Origin of the sequence: Actinoplanes philippinensis, from assembly GCF_900113015.1 — a bacterium.
GTDB lineage: Bacteria > Actinomycetota > Actinomycetes > Mycobacteriales > Micromonosporaceae > Actinoplanes > Actinoplanes philippinensis.
Genome location: NZ_FONV01000009.1, coordinates 449,736 through 466,121 on the forward strand (window position 1 = coordinate 449,736; position 16,386 = coordinate 466,121).

Annotated in this window: 14 protein-coding genes; 7 read left to right on the forward strand and 7 right to left on the reverse strand. The window is 70.8% G+C overall.

The window, feature by feature from the left end:
* Window positions 1–42 precede the first annotated feature (42 nt).
* Together BM290_RS25595 and BM290_RS25600 are read left to right on the forward strand one after the other, a co-directional pair.
* Window positions 43–237: a DNA-binding protein gene (locus tag BM290_RS25595; protein WP_093618302.1), complete on the forward strand. Its 195-nt coding sequence runs from the start codon at window positions 43–45 to the stop codon at window positions 235–237.
* Window positions 238–285: 48 nt separating this feature from the next.
* Window positions 286–681, forward strand: a complete 396-nt coding sequence (locus BM290_RS25600) for a hypothetical protein (protein ID WP_093618304.1) — start codon at window positions 286–288, stop codon at window positions 679–681.
* Between the two features lie 22 nt (window positions 682–703).
* Here BM290_RS25600 and BM290_RS25605 read toward each other — a convergent pair whose 3' ends face one another.
* From BM290_RS25605 to BM290_RS25625, 4 genes are all read right to left on the reverse strand, one after another.
* Window positions 704–1,141 (reverse strand): hypothetical protein, encoded by a 438-nt coding sequence (locus tag BM290_RS25605; protein ID WP_093618306.1) that lies wholly within the window; start codon window positions 1,139–1,141, stop codon window positions 704–706.
* A gap of 773 nt (window positions 1,142–1,914) precedes the next feature.
* The gene (locus BM290_RS25615) at window positions 1,915–2,535 is read right to left on the reverse strand and encodes a hypothetical protein (protein ID WP_093618310.1); all 621 of its coding nucleotides are present in this window, start codon (window positions 2,533–2,535) and stop codon (window positions 1,915–1,917) included.
* Window positions 2,536–2,575: 40 nt separating this feature from the next.
* Window positions 2,576–3,649, reverse strand: coding sequence for a hypothetical protein (locus BM290_RS25620; protein WP_093618312.1), 1,074 nt, complete (start codon window positions 3,647–3,649; stop codon window positions 2,576–2,578).
* 23 nt (window positions 3,650–3,672) lie between these two features.
* Window positions 3,673–4,014, reverse strand: coding sequence for a PadR family transcriptional regulator (locus tag BM290_RS25625; protein ID WP_373871065.1), 342 nt, complete (start codon window positions 4,012–4,014; stop codon window positions 3,673–3,675).
* A 190-nt stretch (window positions 4,015–4,204) separates the two neighbouring features.
* Between BM290_RS25625 and BM290_RS25630 the strand changes: the two genes are divergently transcribed.
* Both BM290_RS25630 and xynC read left to right on the forward strand, forming a co-directional pair.
* Window positions 4,205–5,554, forward strand: a complete 1,350-nt coding sequence (locus tag BM290_RS25630) for a 6-phospho-beta-glucosidase (protein WP_093618314.1) — start codon at window positions 4,205–4,207, stop codon at window positions 5,552–5,554.
* A gap of 286 nt (window positions 5,555–5,840) precedes the next feature.
* Window positions 5,841–7,592 carry a glucuronoarabinoxylan endo-1,4-beta-xylanase XynC gene (gene xynC, locus BM290_RS25635; protein WP_093618516.1) on the forward strand — a complete coding sequence of 584 codons (1,752 nt, stop codon included), beginning with the start codon at window positions 5,841–5,843 and terminating at the stop codon, window positions 7,590–7,592.
* Window positions 7,593–7,649: 57 nt separating this feature from the next.
* Here xynC and BM290_RS25640 read toward each other — a convergent pair whose 3' ends face one another.
* Both BM290_RS25640 and BM290_RS25645 read right to left on the reverse strand, forming a co-directional pair.
* On the reverse strand, window positions 7,650–9,206 hold the full coding sequence (locus tag BM290_RS25640) for a GGDEF domain-containing protein (RefSeq protein WP_093618316.1): 1,557 nt from the start codon (window positions 9,204–9,206) through the stop codon (window positions 7,650–7,652).
* Between the two features lie 104 nt (window positions 9,207–9,310).
* Window positions 9,311–9,835 (reverse strand): DUF2231 domain-containing protein, encoded by a 525-nt coding sequence (locus BM290_RS25645; protein WP_093618318.1) that lies wholly within the window; start codon window positions 9,833–9,835, stop codon window positions 9,311–9,313.
* Window positions 9,836–10,001: 166 nt separating this feature from the next.
* On the opposite strand from BM290_RS25645, the gene BM290_RS25650 reads away from it, so the two are divergent.
* Complete coding sequence (locus BM290_RS25650; RefSeq protein WP_093618320.1) at window positions 10,002–10,685, forward strand: response regulator transcription factor; 684 nt, start codon at window positions 10,002–10,004, stop codon at window positions 10,683–10,685.
* A complete protein-coding gene (locus BM290_RS25655; protein ID WP_093618322.1) occupies window positions 10,685–11,920 on the forward strand; it encodes a sensor histidine kinase in 1,236 nt (411 codons plus the stop codon). The genes BM290_RS25650 and BM290_RS25655 overlap by 1 nt, the downstream gene beginning before the upstream one ends.
* Window positions 11,921–11,971: 51 nt before the next feature.
* Here BM290_RS25655 and BM290_RS25660 read toward each other — a convergent pair whose 3' ends face one another.
* On the reverse strand, window positions 11,972–12,946 hold the full coding sequence (locus tag BM290_RS25660; RefSeq protein WP_093618324.1) for a trypsin-like serine peptidase: 975 nt from the start codon (window positions 12,944–12,946) through the stop codon (window positions 11,972–11,974).
* A gap of 346 nt (window positions 12,947–13,292) precedes the next feature.
* On the opposite strand from BM290_RS25660, the gene BM290_RS25665 reads away from it, so the two are divergent.
* Window positions 13,293–16,385 carry an ATP-binding protein gene (locus tag BM290_RS25665; RefSeq protein WP_093618326.1) on the forward strand — a complete coding sequence of 1,031 codons (3,093 nt, stop codon included), beginning with the start codon at window positions 13,293–13,295 and terminating at the stop codon, window positions 16,383–16,385.
* Window position 16,386: the final 1 nt, after the last annotated feature.

A 16,386-nucleotide genomic window follows, 5' to 3' on the forward strand; every position in this document is an offset into this window, starting at 1 on the left:
GACTATACTGTTCGTGTGACATCTAGCTCTAGCGTCAGGCTCATGGGAGCCCACGAGATCCGGGAACGCCTCGGCGGAGTCTCCCGCCAGCGCGCCTACCAGATCACCTCCCGCCCGGACTTCCCACCACCGGTCGCCAACCTGGCGCAGGGCAAGATCTGGCACGCCAAGGACGTCGAGGCCTGGATGATCGCCCACGACCGCCCACTCACCGACACCCGGCCGCTGCCACGATGAGCGCCGGACCGGCCGAGCGGGACCAGCGCCGGTCGGTAACCTGGCCGCATGAGCGACTTTGACCAGGATCGAATCGACAGGCGTTATGCCTTCTGGGCCACCTACTACGGCGGCGACCCGACGGAGATAGACAAAATGCGGTGGATCACCTTCGCCAACGGGACCGGTGGGTGCCTGCGGCACGTGGATGCCAGGGCGGAGATCCTGCGTCGCTTCGACCGGGAAGCCAGTCAGCGCGGCATCCACCCGGCCGGGACAGCGTTCGACAGGAGTGCCGGGGTGTGGCGCGAGTCAGAGGGCGCCTACCGCAACTATCACCGCGGCGGCGACTACGGCGACGACGTCTCGGCAGCCGAGGCGACCGAGATCCTGATCGGGTTCGGCTACCCGGCAGAGGCCTTGATCGCCGATCCCGTACACGAGCCTCGCTCACAGTCCCGTTGACCCGGTGGCCGCCGGGCGCCACTCAGTCGCCGATGACGTCCGGGCTGGAGAACTTCTCGCTGTGGGCGACCCGGAACCTGCCGTTCACCTTCACCAGCAGCCGGATCTGGTATGTGCCGTAGGTCTTGTTGCGCAGGTTGAACACGACACCGCTCCTCTTGCCGGCCTTCGTGCTGCGCACCACCCACGTCGAGGAGCCCTCGGCCTTGAAGCGGACCTGAACCTTGGTGCTCTTCGTGTAACTCTTCACGCCGGCGGCGTAGGGCGTGACCGAGAGCTTGAAGGTCGTGTCGTAGTAGGTGACGGACTCCCACTCCGCCCCGATGCACGCCTCCTTCCCGGTTGCCGGACTCTTGACGCAGGAGTCACCACCGGCGGCGAGGGCAGGTGCGGGGACACCCACCATTCCCGCCAGCACGGCGCAGACGGCGAGCAGCAGGGTTGCGAGGCGCCGAGCCATCGAGTCTCCCGTCGAGATGAAGCAATTCGGTGCGGTCGGCCGGCAGCGATGCGCGACGGAACGGCCCTCCTGATCGTTCAGGCCAGGGCTCGATCTGAGGACTCCCGGGGAAGCAAACGGGATCTACCCAGGGCGCGATTGACACCACCTCTCTTGACCACCTCGTACATGCGCGGAGGGACCGCGGGCACGAAAGGCATGCCACCCCTCCCCCATGGCGGTCGATGCCGCCTCGCCGGCGGCCAGGGCTGGGCGGCAACTGAGGGCGGCGACCCGACGGGAGGCGGTGGCCGAGCAGGCGGCGCCCGGTCACCGCCTGCGATGGTCGACAACACGGCATCCTTCACCGCTGCCCGCATCCGGCAGGTCCGGGCAGGGCGCAGAGCGACGAGGGATGCCTGGACCGCCAGCCCGTCACGGACGTGGATCTCCGCGGCCCGATCGTCGATGGGCCTGCCAGGCGACGACCTCACTGGCCAGCCACACCTTGCCCTGCGCGAGATCCGCCACCGGCCGCGGGAAATCAGGACGGCTGGTGATCTGAAAAACACGCTGCCGACTGATGAATCCGAACAACTCGCGAATCTCGTGCGCGCCGACGAGGCCGGCGTCGCCCAGATCTTGCCTAATGCTAATAGACATAGGGCAACTGTACAGACGACCCCTTCTGACCGGAAGTCGAACCACCCACCGACCACCTGATCAGGCGCACCGCACCGCCACACGTCGGCCTGACAGTCCAGCGCCGCCAGGTCATTCGAAGTCGAGGGCTGTCAGTCGAACCAGGCGACGAGGCGTACGCCTTCTTCTCCGAAACGCTCTGCCAGGGATCGCATGACGGCGAAAACGTGATCCCATCCGGTGCCGGCGCCGAGCACGTCGTTGCGGGTCACCCTCTTGTACGTCAAGTTGATGGCGCCGTGCTGCCATCTGCCGTATGCGGCGGTGGCCGGAGACGTCCCGACCACGGGGATTCCGTATTCAGCCACGACGTCGGAGGGCCATTCGTCCTCCACGCGGTAGTAGCGGTTCTCGTTGATCTCGAGTACGCCCCGGGCCCGGGGCGTAACGGTCATGTCGAGGTCGCGCAGTTCCGGCCAAGAAACCCAGGTGCTGCCGCCGATCGCGTCATCGATTCGGGCGTCGTGTTCGTATTCGTTTCGGACGGCTTCCGACACGTCGGGCGGCAGTCCACGCCCTTCGGCGACCGGCTCCCAACCGTTCCAGTTGCGGATGCCGAACAGGCAGCCCAGCGGTTGGTAGTCGCCGCCGGGATAGAGCGGGTAGAGATTCATGCAGTGCACCCACGACACGTCATGGTGGGAATCGGCGCCGAGTGCGGCAGCCCTTTTCAGGTCACGCACTTCGATCACACCGTAGATGTCGGTTCCCACGTCACGGCATCGTACGTGGGCGGCAGACGACGCCGGCGCTTCAGGCGACGCGGCGACGGCGGGCGTTCATGGTGGACGGCAGCAGGCAGCCGACGATGATGGCCAGGATCGGCAGGAGCGACAGGATGGCCAGCGGCTGGGCGCCGAAGAAGACGAAGCCACCCCAGTAGACAGACGGGCCGGTGCCGTTGCGGTGGGTGCTGGCCAGCAGCGAACCGGTGCCGGTCGGGATGTTGCCCAGGCAGGCCGGGGTGAGCAGCAGCAGCGTGGCGAGACAGAGCCGTGAGTACATCCGCTGACGGCGGGCGCTGTGGCGGCTCATCCGCTGCGCGGTGCCGAAGCCGAGCAGCGCGCCCAGCAGCGCGCCGGTGAGGCCGCCGAGGATGGTGTCGCGCAGGTGGCCGGGCGGCTCGGCCCACATGATGTCGACACTCAGCGTCGGAGGGTTGGCCTCGTCGGCGGCGACGGCCTGCACGGTGGCCAGATACCCGTCGCGGGTGCCGGTCACCTCGGCCTGCGCCGGAGGCGAGACATTCGGACCGTACCCCTCGATGGTTGTCCGCACCTCCCGCCACCCCTGGGTGCGCATCCGCTGCTCAACGGCGGCGGCGATCTCCCGGTGGTCGCCCTGCGGGGTCGTGGCGCTGGTGACGGTGGCCCGTCCGGCCCGGAGGCCGGTGCCGCCGGCGAGGCTGTCGTTGCTGTTCGGGTTCCAGAAGGTGTGCCTGCCGTAGTAGCTGACCTTGTCGTCGACGGGGACCGGAAGGACGGTCGTCGCGAGACTCATCGCGGTGGTCCTGCCGGGCGCCCACGCATCCACGCCCCGCCATGCCAGCCACGACCCGAGCGCGATGCCGCTCAGCCCGCCGAGCACTGCCGCGACCGCCGCGACGACGACCGCCCGGCGCCCGGCCTCGGCGGCGCGCCGGCCGAGACCGTGCCGCAGCAGGTGGACGACCTCGCGGGCGGACGGCCGGGACCGGCCGGGACCGGCCGTGTCGAGCAGTGTCGCGAGCAGCTCCGGGCCGCGCTCGTGCCGGTACGCCCGGGGGTAGGCGAACAGCCAGCGACGATACCTGCGTTCCAGGCTCGTGGTGTCGGTGTCGTCGGGCATCGGCGTTCCTTCGATGGTCGAGGTCAGGCGGGCTCGGGGGCGCCGGCCGGGCCCGCCCGGCGCAGCCGCTGGGTGACCATCCGCGCGTCGCGCCGCATCTGCTCGGCCTCGGCGGCCAGTGCGGAAACGCCCGGGGTGGTGAGCCGGTAGTAGCGGCGGAGCCTGCCGTCGATGGTCTCCTCGCGGTCGACCTCGATCAGGCCCTCGTCGGTGAGGCGGTCGAGCGCCGCATACAGCGTGCCGGCGGCGAGGCGGACCGTGTCGTCGGACAGCCGCGTCACCTCCCGGATCACCGCGTAGCCGTGCAGTGGTTCGACAGCGAGCGCCGACAGGATCAGAAAGCTCGGCCGCCGCATGCCCGTCATGGCGACCAATATACAGTTCATCGACCTATAGGCAAGCTGCTCAACCCGGCTTTGAGGCGCCGATAGAGTGGCTGAGAGCAAACACCTCAAAACCGGTGGGGGTACGCCGGCCCCGGCCCCGCCATCAGTAGTCTTTCCGAGCGGCGTGTCCCGGAGGCGGCCGAGCCGGGCGTCGCATGGAAGGAGTCCGATGAAGCTGACGATTCTCGGGGGCGGCGGTTTCCGGGTTCCGCTGGTCTACCGCGCGCTGCTCGCCGACCACGATCCCGGCCGGGTCACCCGGGTCACCCTGCATGACCTGGACGCGCGGCGGCTGGACGCGATCGGCCGGGTGCTCGCCGAACAGGCCGGCGGGGTGCCCGACGCGCCGGTCGTCGACGCCACCACCGATCTCGACGAGGCGCTCCGCGACGCCGACTTCGTGTTCTCCGCGATCCGGGTGCACGGTCTCGAGGGCCGGGTGATCGACGAGCGGGTGGCGCTCGCCGAGGGGGTGCTCGGGCAGGAGACGGTCGGCGCCGGCGGTGTCGCGTACGGCCTGCGGACCCTGCCTGTCGCCCTGCACATCGCCGAGCGGATCGCCGCGGTGGCGCCGCAGGCCTGGGTCATCAACTTCACCAACCCGGCCGGCATGGTCACCGAGGCGATGTCCCGCCGTCTCGGCGACCGGGTGATCGGCATCTGCGACTCCCCCGCCGGCCTGGGCAAACGCGTGGCCCGGGCGCTCGGCGCCGACCCGCGGACGGTCCGCCTCGACTACGCCGGGCTGAACCATCTCGGCTGGCTGCGGCGCGTCGAGATCGACGGCGTCGACCGGCTGCCCGGCCTGCTCGCCGACGACACGGCGCTGCTGTCGCTGGAGGAGGGCAGACTGTTCGGCGCCGACTGGATCCGCACCCTCGGCGCGATCCCGAACGAGTATCTGCACTACTACTACTTCGGCCGCGAGGGTGTGGCCGCCGCCGGGGGCGCCGCGCAGACGCGGGGCGCGTTCCTGCTCGACCAGCAGAGCCGGTTCTACGCGTCGGTGGCCGGCTGCGACACCGGCGCCCTGTCCGCCTGGCGGGCCACCCTGCTGGAGCGGGAGACCACCTACATGGCGGAGAACCGGGAGGCGGCCGGAGCGGGCGACCGGCACGAGGGCGACCTGGAGTCCGGTGGGTACGAGCAGATCGCCTTGGCGCTGATGCGGGCCATCGCGCTGGACCAGCGGGCCACCCTGATCCTGAATGTCCGGAACCGGGGCGCCCTGGCCGGCCTCGACGACGACGCCGTGGTCGAGGTGCCTTGCACGGTCGGCGCCGGCGGGGCCCGGGCCACCGCCGTCGGCCCGCTGGCGGATCACGCGGCCGCGCTGGTCGCCAGTGTGAAGGCGGTCGACCGCGCGGTCATCGAGGCGGCGGCCACCGGCAGCCGGCAGGCGGCGCTACGGGCGTTCGCCGTGCACCCGCTGGTCGATTCGGTCGCCGTGGCCCGGCGGCTGCTCGACGAATACCGGAATCGGCTGCCGCAACTCGGCTACCTGAGTCAGGAACCGTGAAAAGACCCCGGAAATGTGAAACAAAAGTCTCGTCAAAATTCTGTTATGCAAGTGCCGCCTTCCTGGTCCGAACCTTTAGGAATCGGTGATTTATCGCAGCGGAACAATCGTTGCGGAAATGGTTCGTTTCTGCGAGGGTATGCATTCGATGAACGCGCCTCGATCATTGACGGGCGCCGGTGTTCAGCCTGACGCCATCCCCCATGGCGACGTAATGGACGGCGCCGGCCGGCTCGATGGGTCCGCGGAGGCGCGGACGGGCATCCCCAGCAGGAGGACGAGCACCATGCAGCAGGATCAGGGCAAACCAGTGGGCGGCAGGTCGGGTGTGCTGCGCCGTCGAGCCGTTCTGGCGGCGATGGGAGCGGTTCCGGTCGCGACGGTGGCGGCGTCGGTCGTCCGGGCCACCGACGCCTCGGCGGCGGCGGCGAACATCAATCCCTCGGTGCCGAAGCAGACGATCCGGGGCTTCGGCGCCATGTCGCACGCGGCCTGGATCGGTGACCTGACGGCCGCCCAGCGCACCACGGCGTTCAGCTCCGGCAACGGCCAGCTGGGATTCTCCATCCTGAGGATCCCGGTCGGCGAGACCCAGGCGGACTGGAGCCGTGACCTCGCGACGGCCAAACGCGCCGTCGAGCTGGGCGCCACCGTCTTCGCGTCGCCGTGGAATCCTCCCGCCGGCATGATCGAGACCTTCACCCGCAACGGCCAGGCCGGCCAGAAGCGTCTCAAGGCCGGCTCCTACAGCGCCTACGCCAAACATCTCGACGACTTCACCGCGTACATGCGGAACAACGGGGTGAACCTGTACGGCATCTCGGTGCAGAACGAACCCGACTACGCGTCCGAATGGACGTGGTGGACGCCCGCCGAGATGACGAAGTTCCTGCGGGAGAACGCCGGCTCGATCAGCACCAGGGTCATCGCGCCCGAGTCGTTCCAGTACGTCAAGTCGGTGTCGGACCCGATCCTCAACGACGCCGCGGCACTGGCCAACGTCGACATCATCGGAGCGCATCTCTACGGCACCCAGTACTCCCAGTTCGCGTACCCGCTGTTCAAGCAGAAGGGCGCCGGCAAGGAACTCTGGATGACCGAGGTGTACTACCCCAACAGCAACACCAACTCCGGGGACGCCTGGCCCGAGGCCCTCGATGTGGGCGAGCACATTCACCGCGCCATGGTCGACGCCGAGTTCCAGGCCTACGTCTGGTGGTATCTGCGGCGCAGCTACGGCCCGATGCGCGAGGACGGCCAGATCAGCAAACGTGGCGCCGTGATGGCGCAGTTCGCCCGGTTCGTCCGCCCCGGATACGTGCGTGTCGACGCGACGGCGAACCCCGCGTCGAACGTCTACGTCTCGGCGTACCGCGGAGGCAACACCGTCGTCATCGTCGCGGTCAACAAGAGCACCTCGCCGGTCGGTCAGCAGTTCACCCTGGCCGGCACGACCGCGTCCGGCAGCGTGGCGAACTGGGTGACCGACGGCAGCCGCAACGTCGCGCCCCAGACCGCGATGACCATGGCGAACGGCTCGCTCACCGTCACACTGCCCGCCCGCAGCGTGACGACGTTCGTGCTGCCGGTGACCGGGACCGGCGCGGACACCGGCGGGAGCACCGTGAAACTGGTCCACGTCAGCTCCGGCCTGGTCCTCGGCGTGCAGAGCATGTCCACCGCCGACGGCGGTCTGGCCGTCGTCTGGGACGACAACGGCAGCGCCGACCACAAGTGGGTCAGGGTCACCGACGGCGACGCCGTCCGGTTCCGCAACGTCAACAGCGGCAAGGTGCTCGGCGTCGACAGCATGTCGACCACCGACAACGCGAAGGTGCTGCAGTGGGGTGACACCGGCACCGCCGACCACCGGTGGACCCTGGCGGCCAACAGCGACGGCTCCTACCGGATCCGCAACGTCCACAGCGGCAAGGTCCTCGCCCTGCTCAACGGCGCCGGCACGCGGGGCACCCAGGTCGTCCAGTTCGCCGACAACGGCAGCGCCAAGAACAACTGGCGCCTGGTCCAGGTCAGCTGACACGACGGACTCCGGGCCGGCCGGGATCAGCCGGCCGGCCCGGGGACGTGGCCGCCGCTACGCCGGGGTGGCCTGCGAGACCGCTCCGGCGACCCGGCCGCGGCCCTGGCGCTTGGCGTCGTAGAGGCCGCGGTCCGCCTCGGACAACATGGCCGAGAGCTCCCGGGTGCCGCCGTACTCGACGCCGATGCTGACCGACACCGTCAGACCGGGGGCGATGGTCTCCCACGGATGCGTGAGGATCGCGTCGAGCACCTGCTGTGCTCTCGCGTAGGCCACCGGACGCTGAACCTCGCAGAGGATCATGATGAACTCGTCACCGCCGAGCCGAGCCGCCAGATCGACCGGGCGGATCTGATCGGACAGGATCGCGCCCAGACGCGTGAGCACCAGGTCGCCGACCTCGTGCCCGAAGCCGTCGTTGACCGCCTTGAAGTGGTCGACATCGATCATGAACACCGCGCACGCCGACTCCTCGGACCGCGCGTCACCGAGCGAGGAGCAGAACGCGTTCAGGCCGCGCCGGTTGGACAGTCCGGTGAGCTCGTCCACGACGATGTCGCGTGCCAGCCTCTCGTGGTCGCGGCGGCGACGCTCCACGGCGACGGCCTCCTGCATGCCGGCCATCCGGTCCAGCCGGTCGTTCCACCGCAGCAACGCCAGCTCGGCGCCGTACCGCAGCGCAGCGGGGTTCGTCCCTGGACGTTGAGCCGCGAGGCTGAGCATCAACAGACGAGTGCTCGACGGCAGGAAGAATCCCACACCCTGGGTGGCCTCATCGGCCAGCAGAGCGGCACGTTCGGCGTCACCGGCACGCGCCGCGCCGATCGCCTCGCCCGCGGATCCGTCGACCGGTGGCTCCACGGTCCCCGCGGTGAACGCCGCGAGCAGACCACGGTGGCCGCGGTACTGCTCGACCCATGGCGGCGGCCACTCCGGCCCGACCGGAACGGGAACCTCGGCGAGAGCCTGCGCCGCCCGGCCGGCGGCGCCCTCCCAGTCGCCGACAGCGGCCAGGGCACACGCCCAGTCCAGCGCCAGCTCGGTGGTGTTGAGCGCGACGACCAACCGCTGTCGTCGCCTCGTCGCCGACCAGCGGTCGTCCGTGCACCGCGCCAGCACCGTCTCGGTGAGGGTGTAGTTCTCCATCGCGAGTTCCCAGAGCCCGAGTTCGTGCGCGACGCAGCCGACCTCGATCAGGGCCGCCGCGCGATGCACCACCGGCGCTGACGAGTCCTCGTCGTCGAGCAGCACCACCGCCCGCACCAGCAGGCTGGCCGCCGAAGGGGTGCAGGCGGCGTCACGCCGGCGGTCCGCGGCCCGCGACGCCTTGGCCGCGATGGCCAGAGCCATCAGGACCTGATTCCCGATCGATCCGGCAGTTTCGAGCATCGCGTCCAGATGCGCGGAGTCGTCGACCCGGGCCGCGCGGCCGGCCAGCGAGCGGGCGAAGTGCAGGAGGACGACGACGTCGGCCCAGCCCCGGGCCACGGCGGCACGCGACAGGCGTTCCACAGCGGCCGGATCGTGCTGCACCTGGGCGCGTTCGATCAGCAGGTACGCCTCTTCGACGGACGCCTCGTGGCCCGTGTCCGGCCGATCGTCGTTCGTCACCTGGCCTCACCAACAAACGCCGACCCGTCACTTGCCCCTACCAGTCGACCACGAAGGCGGGGAACTGAGTGTTCGGCGGTGCGGGCGACGCGAGCCGGCGGCTCTCAGTCGCCGTCGGATCCTCCGGGGCCGTTCTGAGCGGGCGCCGAGCTGACGGTGCCGCTCCACGAGGCCTTGGCGCCGGAATCACCGATCCGGTAGATGTCGTAGACGGCGAAGCCCGCGATGACAACGGCGAGCGCCATGACGGCCCTGGTGATCGCCGCGGACCCGGCCGCCAGGTAGGTGCGCCGGCGGGCAGTGCCGTCCGCCTCGCGCCCGCGCCACCAGATCGCCACGGCCAGCAGCGCGACCGGCAGCGCCGCGACGATGGCGGTGTCACCCAGTTCGGTGTGCTCGTGCAGCAGAGCGGACCCGGTGACGCGGTGCTCGAGCCACTCGCCGGCGCTGGTCGTGACGGGCACGAGAGCGACGACGAGCAGCGACAGAAGGGCGTTCGGGCCGGCCAGGCGGCGGCGGATCGACGGCGAGACGGCGGTCAGCACCAGCAGCAGCGCGGCGAGCGGCAGCAGCACCACGACGGCGTGCACGAGCAGGATGTGGGCCGGCAGGCCGTTGATGGTGCCCATAGGATTCCTTCCGAACGGCAGGGAGAGGCGACGTGGTCCCGGTACGGCCCGGGTCGGCCACGGCATGCCGTAACGCTAGGCACCGAATCTTCACGTTCTCCCATTTTTGACGAGGACGCTTGCCTGGTGACCGAACGGGAAGCAGGAGTGAATCCAGAGTGACGCCATGACCGACGCCGCCCGGCCGGCGGCACGACTGCTGGTGGTCGAGGACGACCGTGAGGTGGGTCCCCTGCTGGTGCGGTTGTTCCGCGGCGCCGGCTACGAGACCGATCTGGCCGCCGACGGCCAGGCCGGGCTGCATCATGCCATGACCCGGCCCTACGACGCGCTCATTCTCGACCGGGGTCTGCCCGCCATCGAGGGCCTGGACCTGCTCGCCAGGCTACGGCGCTCCGGGATCACGGCGCCGGTGCTCGTGCTGACCGCCCTGGGCACCGTGGCCGACCGGGTCGCCGGCCTCGACGGCGGCGCCGAGGACTACCTGGTCAAACCATTCGAGGTCGACGAACTTCTGGCCCGCGTACGAGTCCTGCTGCGCCCTCGGCCCGCGACGGCACGGCAACTGGCCGTCGGGCAGGCGCGATTCGACCTCGTCTCCCGGACGGTCACCGGCCCGGACGGTTCGACGGTGGCGCTGTCCGGCCGCGAGAGCGACCTGTTACGGCTGCTGGCGCAGCATCCGTCCCGGGTGTTCACCCGTGAGCAGATCGTCGCCGAGGTCTTCCCCGACGCCGGCGGCGTCACACTGGCCGACACCTACGTGCACTACCTGCGACGCAAACTCGGCCCCGGGGTGATCGCCACCGTGCGAGGTGTGGGCTACCGGCTCGGACGGGGTACGCCCTGATGAGACCTGATCCCGATGAGGTGCTGGTGACGCGGGCACGGCGGGTCATCGCCCTGCAGACCGCCGCCGCGATCACCGTGAGCCTGCTGGTGCTCGGCGTGCTGGTGTTCGTCGTGGTGATCCACAGCCAGAACACCGCGGCCACCAAACTGTTGCAGCAGACCGCGGCGAACGCCGACGACGTGATCGATCCGCCCCCTGACGTGTGGATCTTCATACAGGCGGCTGACGGCGGCTGGGACGCGACCGAGAACGCCCCCGCCGGATTACCGGACCGCAGCGTGGTGGACCGGGTACGCGCCGACGGGGCCAGCCGGACGACGGTGATCGACGGCCGCGAAGGCGGCCACCTCGCCGTGACCACACGGCGTGACGGCCGGGTGGTGCAGGTCGTGATGAGCCGGCACGAACAGCACGACGAACGGGAACGCCTGCTCGGTGCCCTCGCCGTCGGTGAACTGGTGGGACTGCTCGTCGCGCTGCTGTCGGCGGCGTTGCTCGCACGTCGTGCGACGGCCCCGCTGGCCGACGCGCTGGCCCGCCAGCGGCATTTCGTCGCCGACGCCAGTCATGAGCTGCGCACTCCCCTGACCCAGCTGCACACCCGCGCCCAGCTGCTGCAGATGGACCTGCGGGGCGGCGCGGACCCCGCGAGCGTCGTCACCGACGTCGACCATCTCGTCGCCGGAACCCGCCACCTCGGTGAGGTCGTCGACGATCTGTTGCTCTCCAGCCAGCTCGGCCGCCGCGACGACATCCGCGTGCCCGTCGACATCCGGGCCGTCGCCGACGACGTCCTGGCGAGCCAGACCGGCCGCGCCGGAGCACAGGGGGTGGAACTCGCCCGGCACGCCGACTCGGCCGGAACCTTCGTCGTGCTCGGTCACCGCGCGGCGCTGCAGCGGGTGCTCACCGCGCTGGTCGACAACGCGCTGAGCCACACCCCGGCGGGTGGGCACGTCCACGTCGAACTCGGCGCCGCCGGCGCCACGGTCACTGTCGTCGTCCGTGACGACGGCACCGGGTTCGACGAGGCCGACGCCGAGCGGCTGTTCGCCCGCTTCGCCCGCGGCGGCCACGACGATCAGCGCCGATTCGGTCTCGGGCTCGCGCTGGCCCGCGAGGTGATCACCGGACACGGCGGCACCATCGAGGCGGCGGGACGCCCGGGAGAAGGGGCGGCCTTCACCATCCGCCTGCCCGCGGCGGAGGACGGCCGGCTCGAACCCACCTGACGGATCATGGTCCAGCTCGGCGACCACGATCCGCCGGGTGGATGTGCCGGCTCAGACGGGACTGTGCTGGGCGGTCTCGAACAGCGGGCGGGTGATCGCGGTGGTGAACTGCGGGCCCACCAGGTGACGCCTACCGGGGGTGTAGCCCCACGAGTTGTCGCCGACCACGGTGCCGAGCCCCGTCCGTACCTCGAAATCGGTCATTCTCGGTCCTCCGCTGGAGCCTCCGCCCATCACGCAGGCGGCGCCCCACTGGCCGCGCGGCTCCCCGGCCTCCTGGACCTCGACGGCGGTGCCCGTGCAGTACGCGAGACGCTGCCCGGTGTACTCGGGCAGCCCCTCACGCGCCGGATCGGCGCTGGCCCGCGGATATCCGAACTGATGGACGGTGCGTCCGCCGGGCACGTCGTAGCCGATCCGCTGGGCCGCGCCGACCGCGTCCTGCACGCGCCGGCCGGCAGCGTTCGGGTTGAGCACCACGAACGCCTGGTCGTAGGCGGAGTAGCCGGGGTCGATCTGATCGTTGCGCAGCCACGTGGCGGAGGCCACGGAGATCCGGCCGACGAACCTGCCGTACGGCGCCCGACCGTCGCGATAGCCGGGGATGAACAGCACGTTGGCCGACCACTGGTTGTCCTCACCGAGGAGGTCGGTGTTGTTCACGCAGTGGGCGGCGGTGACCACGGTGCTGCGGTTGGCGCTGTCGAGAACCGTGGCGGTGCAGCTGGAGTCCTCGCCGTGATCGGTGAAGAACAGCCGGCCGACGGTACGCGGGAGGGCGTTGGCCCGGGTCCAGGGAGCGCCGTCCGGTTCGCTCACGGCCGGCACGTCGGCGGACGGGCTGGTCAGGGCCGAGATCCGGTCCGGGGTCCAGTAGTCGAGAACGGCTTGGCGGGCCGCCGGGGTGATGGCTGCGGCATGGGTGTCCACGGGACGTGGGCCCGCGTCCGCCGGCTGCTGCACGCCGATCGTCGCGAGGGCGGCAACAACTCCGGCGACGCCGATCGCCAATGGCTTCGCAATCATGGCACGAACGCTAGGAACCGAATGTCAGGAAGTGGTTGGACCGGTCGGCGGCCTGACGAGGCGGGGCCGCCGAAGCGCCGCTGTGGACAACGTCCTCACCGTCACCGGCGCCAAGGACCGTACCGACCTCTTGATCCCCGGTCACGGTGCCGCGAAGCGCGGAGCGTGTCAGCGAATAGGCCATCGCCGATGGCGGCCGGGCACGCTATCGTCTTTTGTCACCAGCAAGCGGTGACGGGTTCCACGGCAGAGTGTTCCGGTCGATTCGGGGTCGAGTTTGGCTTCTCCTGCACCCTCCCCTCCACCGGCCGACGGTGATGGCCTCAAGATTCAGATCCTCGGTCCCTTGCGGGTACGGCGTGACGGTGTCGAGTTGGACCCGGGTCCTCCGCAACAGGCGCTGCTTCTCGCCGTCCTTCTGGCCCGCTGCGGCCACCCGGTCGGGGTGCACGAGCTGATCTCGGTGATCTGGGGCGACGACATCCCCAGCAGCGCACGCAACATCATCCAGAAGTACATCGGGGCGCTTCGGCGTCTGATCGAGCCCGGGCTGCCGTTTCGCGATCACGGTTCGTTCCTGCGCCGGCACGGCGACTCCTACTCGTTCACCGGTGCTCCCGACATCCTCGATCTCGTGCTGTTCCGGCAGCTCGTCGCGACAGCGAGAGCCGAGACGGCCGGGCATCGGCCGAAGGCGGCGCTCGACAGCTACGTCGAAGCCCTTGCACTGTGGCACGGCCCGGCAGGTGACGGCGTCGTGTACGGCACCGGCGCGACGCCGATCTTCGCAGCCATCGACGACGATTACTACGACGCCTGTGTCGCGGCGGCCGACCTCGCGGTGTCGCTGCGGCGGCCCGAACCGGTGCTGCGGGCACTCCAGACGGCCGCGTCGGCAGCGCCGTTCCACGAGCCGGTGCAGGCCGCTCTCATCCGCGTGCTCGGCGCCGCCGGCCGTCAGGCCGACGCGCTGTCGGTGTACCGCACGGTCCGTGACCGCCTCGCCGAGGAGCTGGGCATCGACCCGGGCCGGCCGCTGGAGGAGGCACACCGTTCCGTGCTGGGGCGGCCGACCGCAGCGCCGGCCGAACCACCGGTGACAGCCGCGTCCGCCCTGGTGGGGCGGGCGAGAGAGCTGGCCGTACTGCGCGGCGTCGTCGGTGAGGCGCGAGGGGGACGGACGGCGGTGGGCGTCGTCGAGGGCGAACCCGGCGTGGGCAAGACCATGCTGGTCGAGGAGGCCGCGGCCGAAGCCGCCGGGCACGGCGCCCTGACCGTCTGGGGCGCCTGCCTGCCGGGCGACGGGACACCGGCGCTGTGGCCCTGGGAGCAGGCCCTCGGTACGGTCGTCGACAGCCTGCCCCCGTCGTCGCAGGAGAAGTGGCGGGCCAGCGACCTCGGCCGTCTGCTGGAGCCGCGCGACGACGACGCCCCGGCCGGCCCGGGTGGGAGCAGCCAGTTCCGGTTGTTCGAACTCGTCGTGGCCGTCGTCGCCCAGGCAGCGGCTCAACGCCCGATGCTGCTGGTGCTCGACGACCTCCAGTGGGCCGACACCGCGTCCCTCCGCCTTTTCGGGCATCTGGCCGGCCGGCTGCCCGGCGGCTGCGCCGTCATCGGGATCCTGCGTGACCGTGCGCCGCTGCCCGGCTCGGATCTGGCCGGCGTGCTCGCCGTGGCGGGGCGGGTGCCCGGCCATCGGAGGATCCGTCTGGGACCGCTGCCGGCGGCCGACGTGGCCGAGCTCGTACGGCGTGAGACCGGCCGCGACGCCGACGCCGAGGTGGCGCGCACCATCCACGCCCGTACCGCCGGCAATCCCTTCTTCGCCCGGGAACTGGCCCGGATGTTCGTCGATGATGCCGCCTCGGTCGCGGCCGGAGTGCCGTCCACCGTCCGCGACGTGGTGCGCGACCGGGTGGAGAGCCTCGACGATTCCGCACGTGACCTGCTGTATCTCGGGGCGGTCGTGGGTCGTGACATCGATCTCGGCCTGCTCGCCCGGGCGGCCGCGGTGGAGATGCCGGACTGCCTGCGGCGGCTGCAGCCGTCGTTGGCGCTGGGCCTGATCGAGTCCCGGCGCGACGATCCGGCTGCCGTCCGGTTCGCCCACGACCTGGTCCGTGAGTCCGTCCTGGAGACGACTCCGGCCGAGCGGGTGCCCCGGCTGCACCTGGCGGTCGCTGACGCGTGGGAGCTGACCCACGCCGACGACGAGTCCGCCGTCGAGCCGCTCGCCTATCACCTGTGGGCGGCGGGGCCGCTGGTCGATCCGGGCCGCGCCGCCACGGCCCTGATCCGGGCCGGTCACCGCGCGGCGGTCAAGTTCGCGTTCGAGGCAGCGGCCGGGCATCTGCGGTCGGCGGCGCGGATCGCGCGCGCGGCCGGTCTGCCGGAGCTGGAGCTGTCCGCTCTGTCGACGTTCACGGTGGTGGCCCGCCGGCAGGCGTCGTACGTCGGCCCCACTGTCGATCTGGTGGAGCGGGCCGCGCATCTGGCCACCCGGCTCGGCCGGTACGCCGAGGCCGCCGACCACATGTACGTCCGGCTCAACGCCGCGTACTTCTCCGGCGAACGCGACCGCAGCCGGTGGGCGCATCAGCTGGCCGATCTGGGCCGGTCGTCCGACGACCCGGTCGTGCAGGTGACGGCCCGCCAGGCGATGGGGTTGCACCACTGGGATCAGGGCGCCATCGGGCAGGCCTACCTGTCGTTCAGTGGCAACGACTACTACACGATCGCCGACGGCGTGGTCTCCCGGCGCTCGGAGCTGGCGTTGCGCCGCGACATCCCGCCCGGCGGCGGCCCCGGATGGCATGCGGTGGTGACGGCGCTGCACGGCGATCCCGGCACGGCCTTCTCCTTCCTCGACGCCTGGGACGAGCCGGGCAACGAGGTGGTGGCGTCGATCTGGGTCTACTACACCGCGATGATCGCCACGATGGCCGGTGATCTTCCCGCGGCACGGCGCGCCGTCGAACGGTGGACCGGGGAGAACCTGGCGGAGGTCAACGCCGAACGCTCCCACTACGTCCGGCAGTACTGGCACTGGGTGCGAGCACACGCCCACGGTGACCCCGCATCGGCTGCGGCCGACGCGGAGCGGCACCTGGCGGCGACGCTGCTAGACCCGCCGCGGTGGGGCATCGCCTATCACCAGAGTCTGATCGCGGAGATGTGGCTGACGGCGCAGCGACCGCACGAGGCCGCGGCGGCGCTCGGGAGGGCCACCGCCGCCCTGGACGAGCACGGGCAACGCTATGCCGAAGGACACGTCCTGCTCATGCGGGCACGGCTGCTCCTGGCCAGTGGCGAGCCCGGCACCGCCGTCCGTGCCGCGGCACAGCGGGCACGTGACCGATCGGCGGCACGCGGGGCGCACCTGTTCGCCCGCCGCGCCGAGCGCCTGCTCGACGGACTCGGCCCCGATCACGGGCGGTAGG

Coding starts and splice junctions, on each gene's coding strand:
- BM290_RS25655 (WP_093618322.1), top strand. CDS start 10,685: ATGAGACCTGATCCCGATGAGGTGCTGGTGACGCGGGCACGGCGGGTC.
- BM290_RS25625 (WP_373871065.1), bottom strand. CDS start 4,014: ATGACGGGCATGCGGCGGCCGAGCTTTCTGATCCTGTCGGCGCTCGCT.
- BM290_RS25660 (WP_093618324.1), bottom strand. CDS start 12,946: ATGATTGCGAAGCCATTGGCGATCGGCGTCGCCGGAGTTGTTGCCGCC.
- xynC (WP_093618516.1), top strand. CDS start 5,841: ATGCAGCAGGATCAGGGCAAACCAGTGGGCGGCAGGTCGGGTGTGCTG.
- BM290_RS25650 (WP_093618320.1), top strand. CDS start 10,002: ATGACCGACGCCGCCCGGCCGGCGGCACGACTGCTGGTGGTCGAGGAC.
- BM290_RS25600 (WP_093618304.1), top strand. CDS start 286: ATGAGCGACTTTGACCAGGATCGAATCGACAGGCGTTATGCCTTCTGG.
- BM290_RS25630 (WP_093618314.1), top strand. CDS start 4,205: ATGAAGCTGACGATTCTCGGGGGCGGCGGTTTCCGGGTTCCGCTGGTC.
- BM290_RS25620 (WP_093618312.1), bottom strand. CDS start 3,649: ATGCCCGACGACACCGACACCACGAGCCTGGAACGCAGGTATCGTCGC.
- BM290_RS25605 (WP_093618306.1), bottom strand. CDS start 1,141: ATGGCTCGGCGCCTCGCAACCCTGCTGCTCGCCGTCTGCGCCGTGCTG.
- BM290_RS25595 (WP_093618302.1), top strand. CDS start 43: ATGGGAGCCCACGAGATCCGGGAACGCCTCGGCGGAGTCTCCCGCCAG.
- BM290_RS25645 (WP_093618318.1), bottom strand. CDS start 9,835: ATGGGCACCATCAACGGCCTGCCGGCCCACATCCTGCTCGTGCACGCC.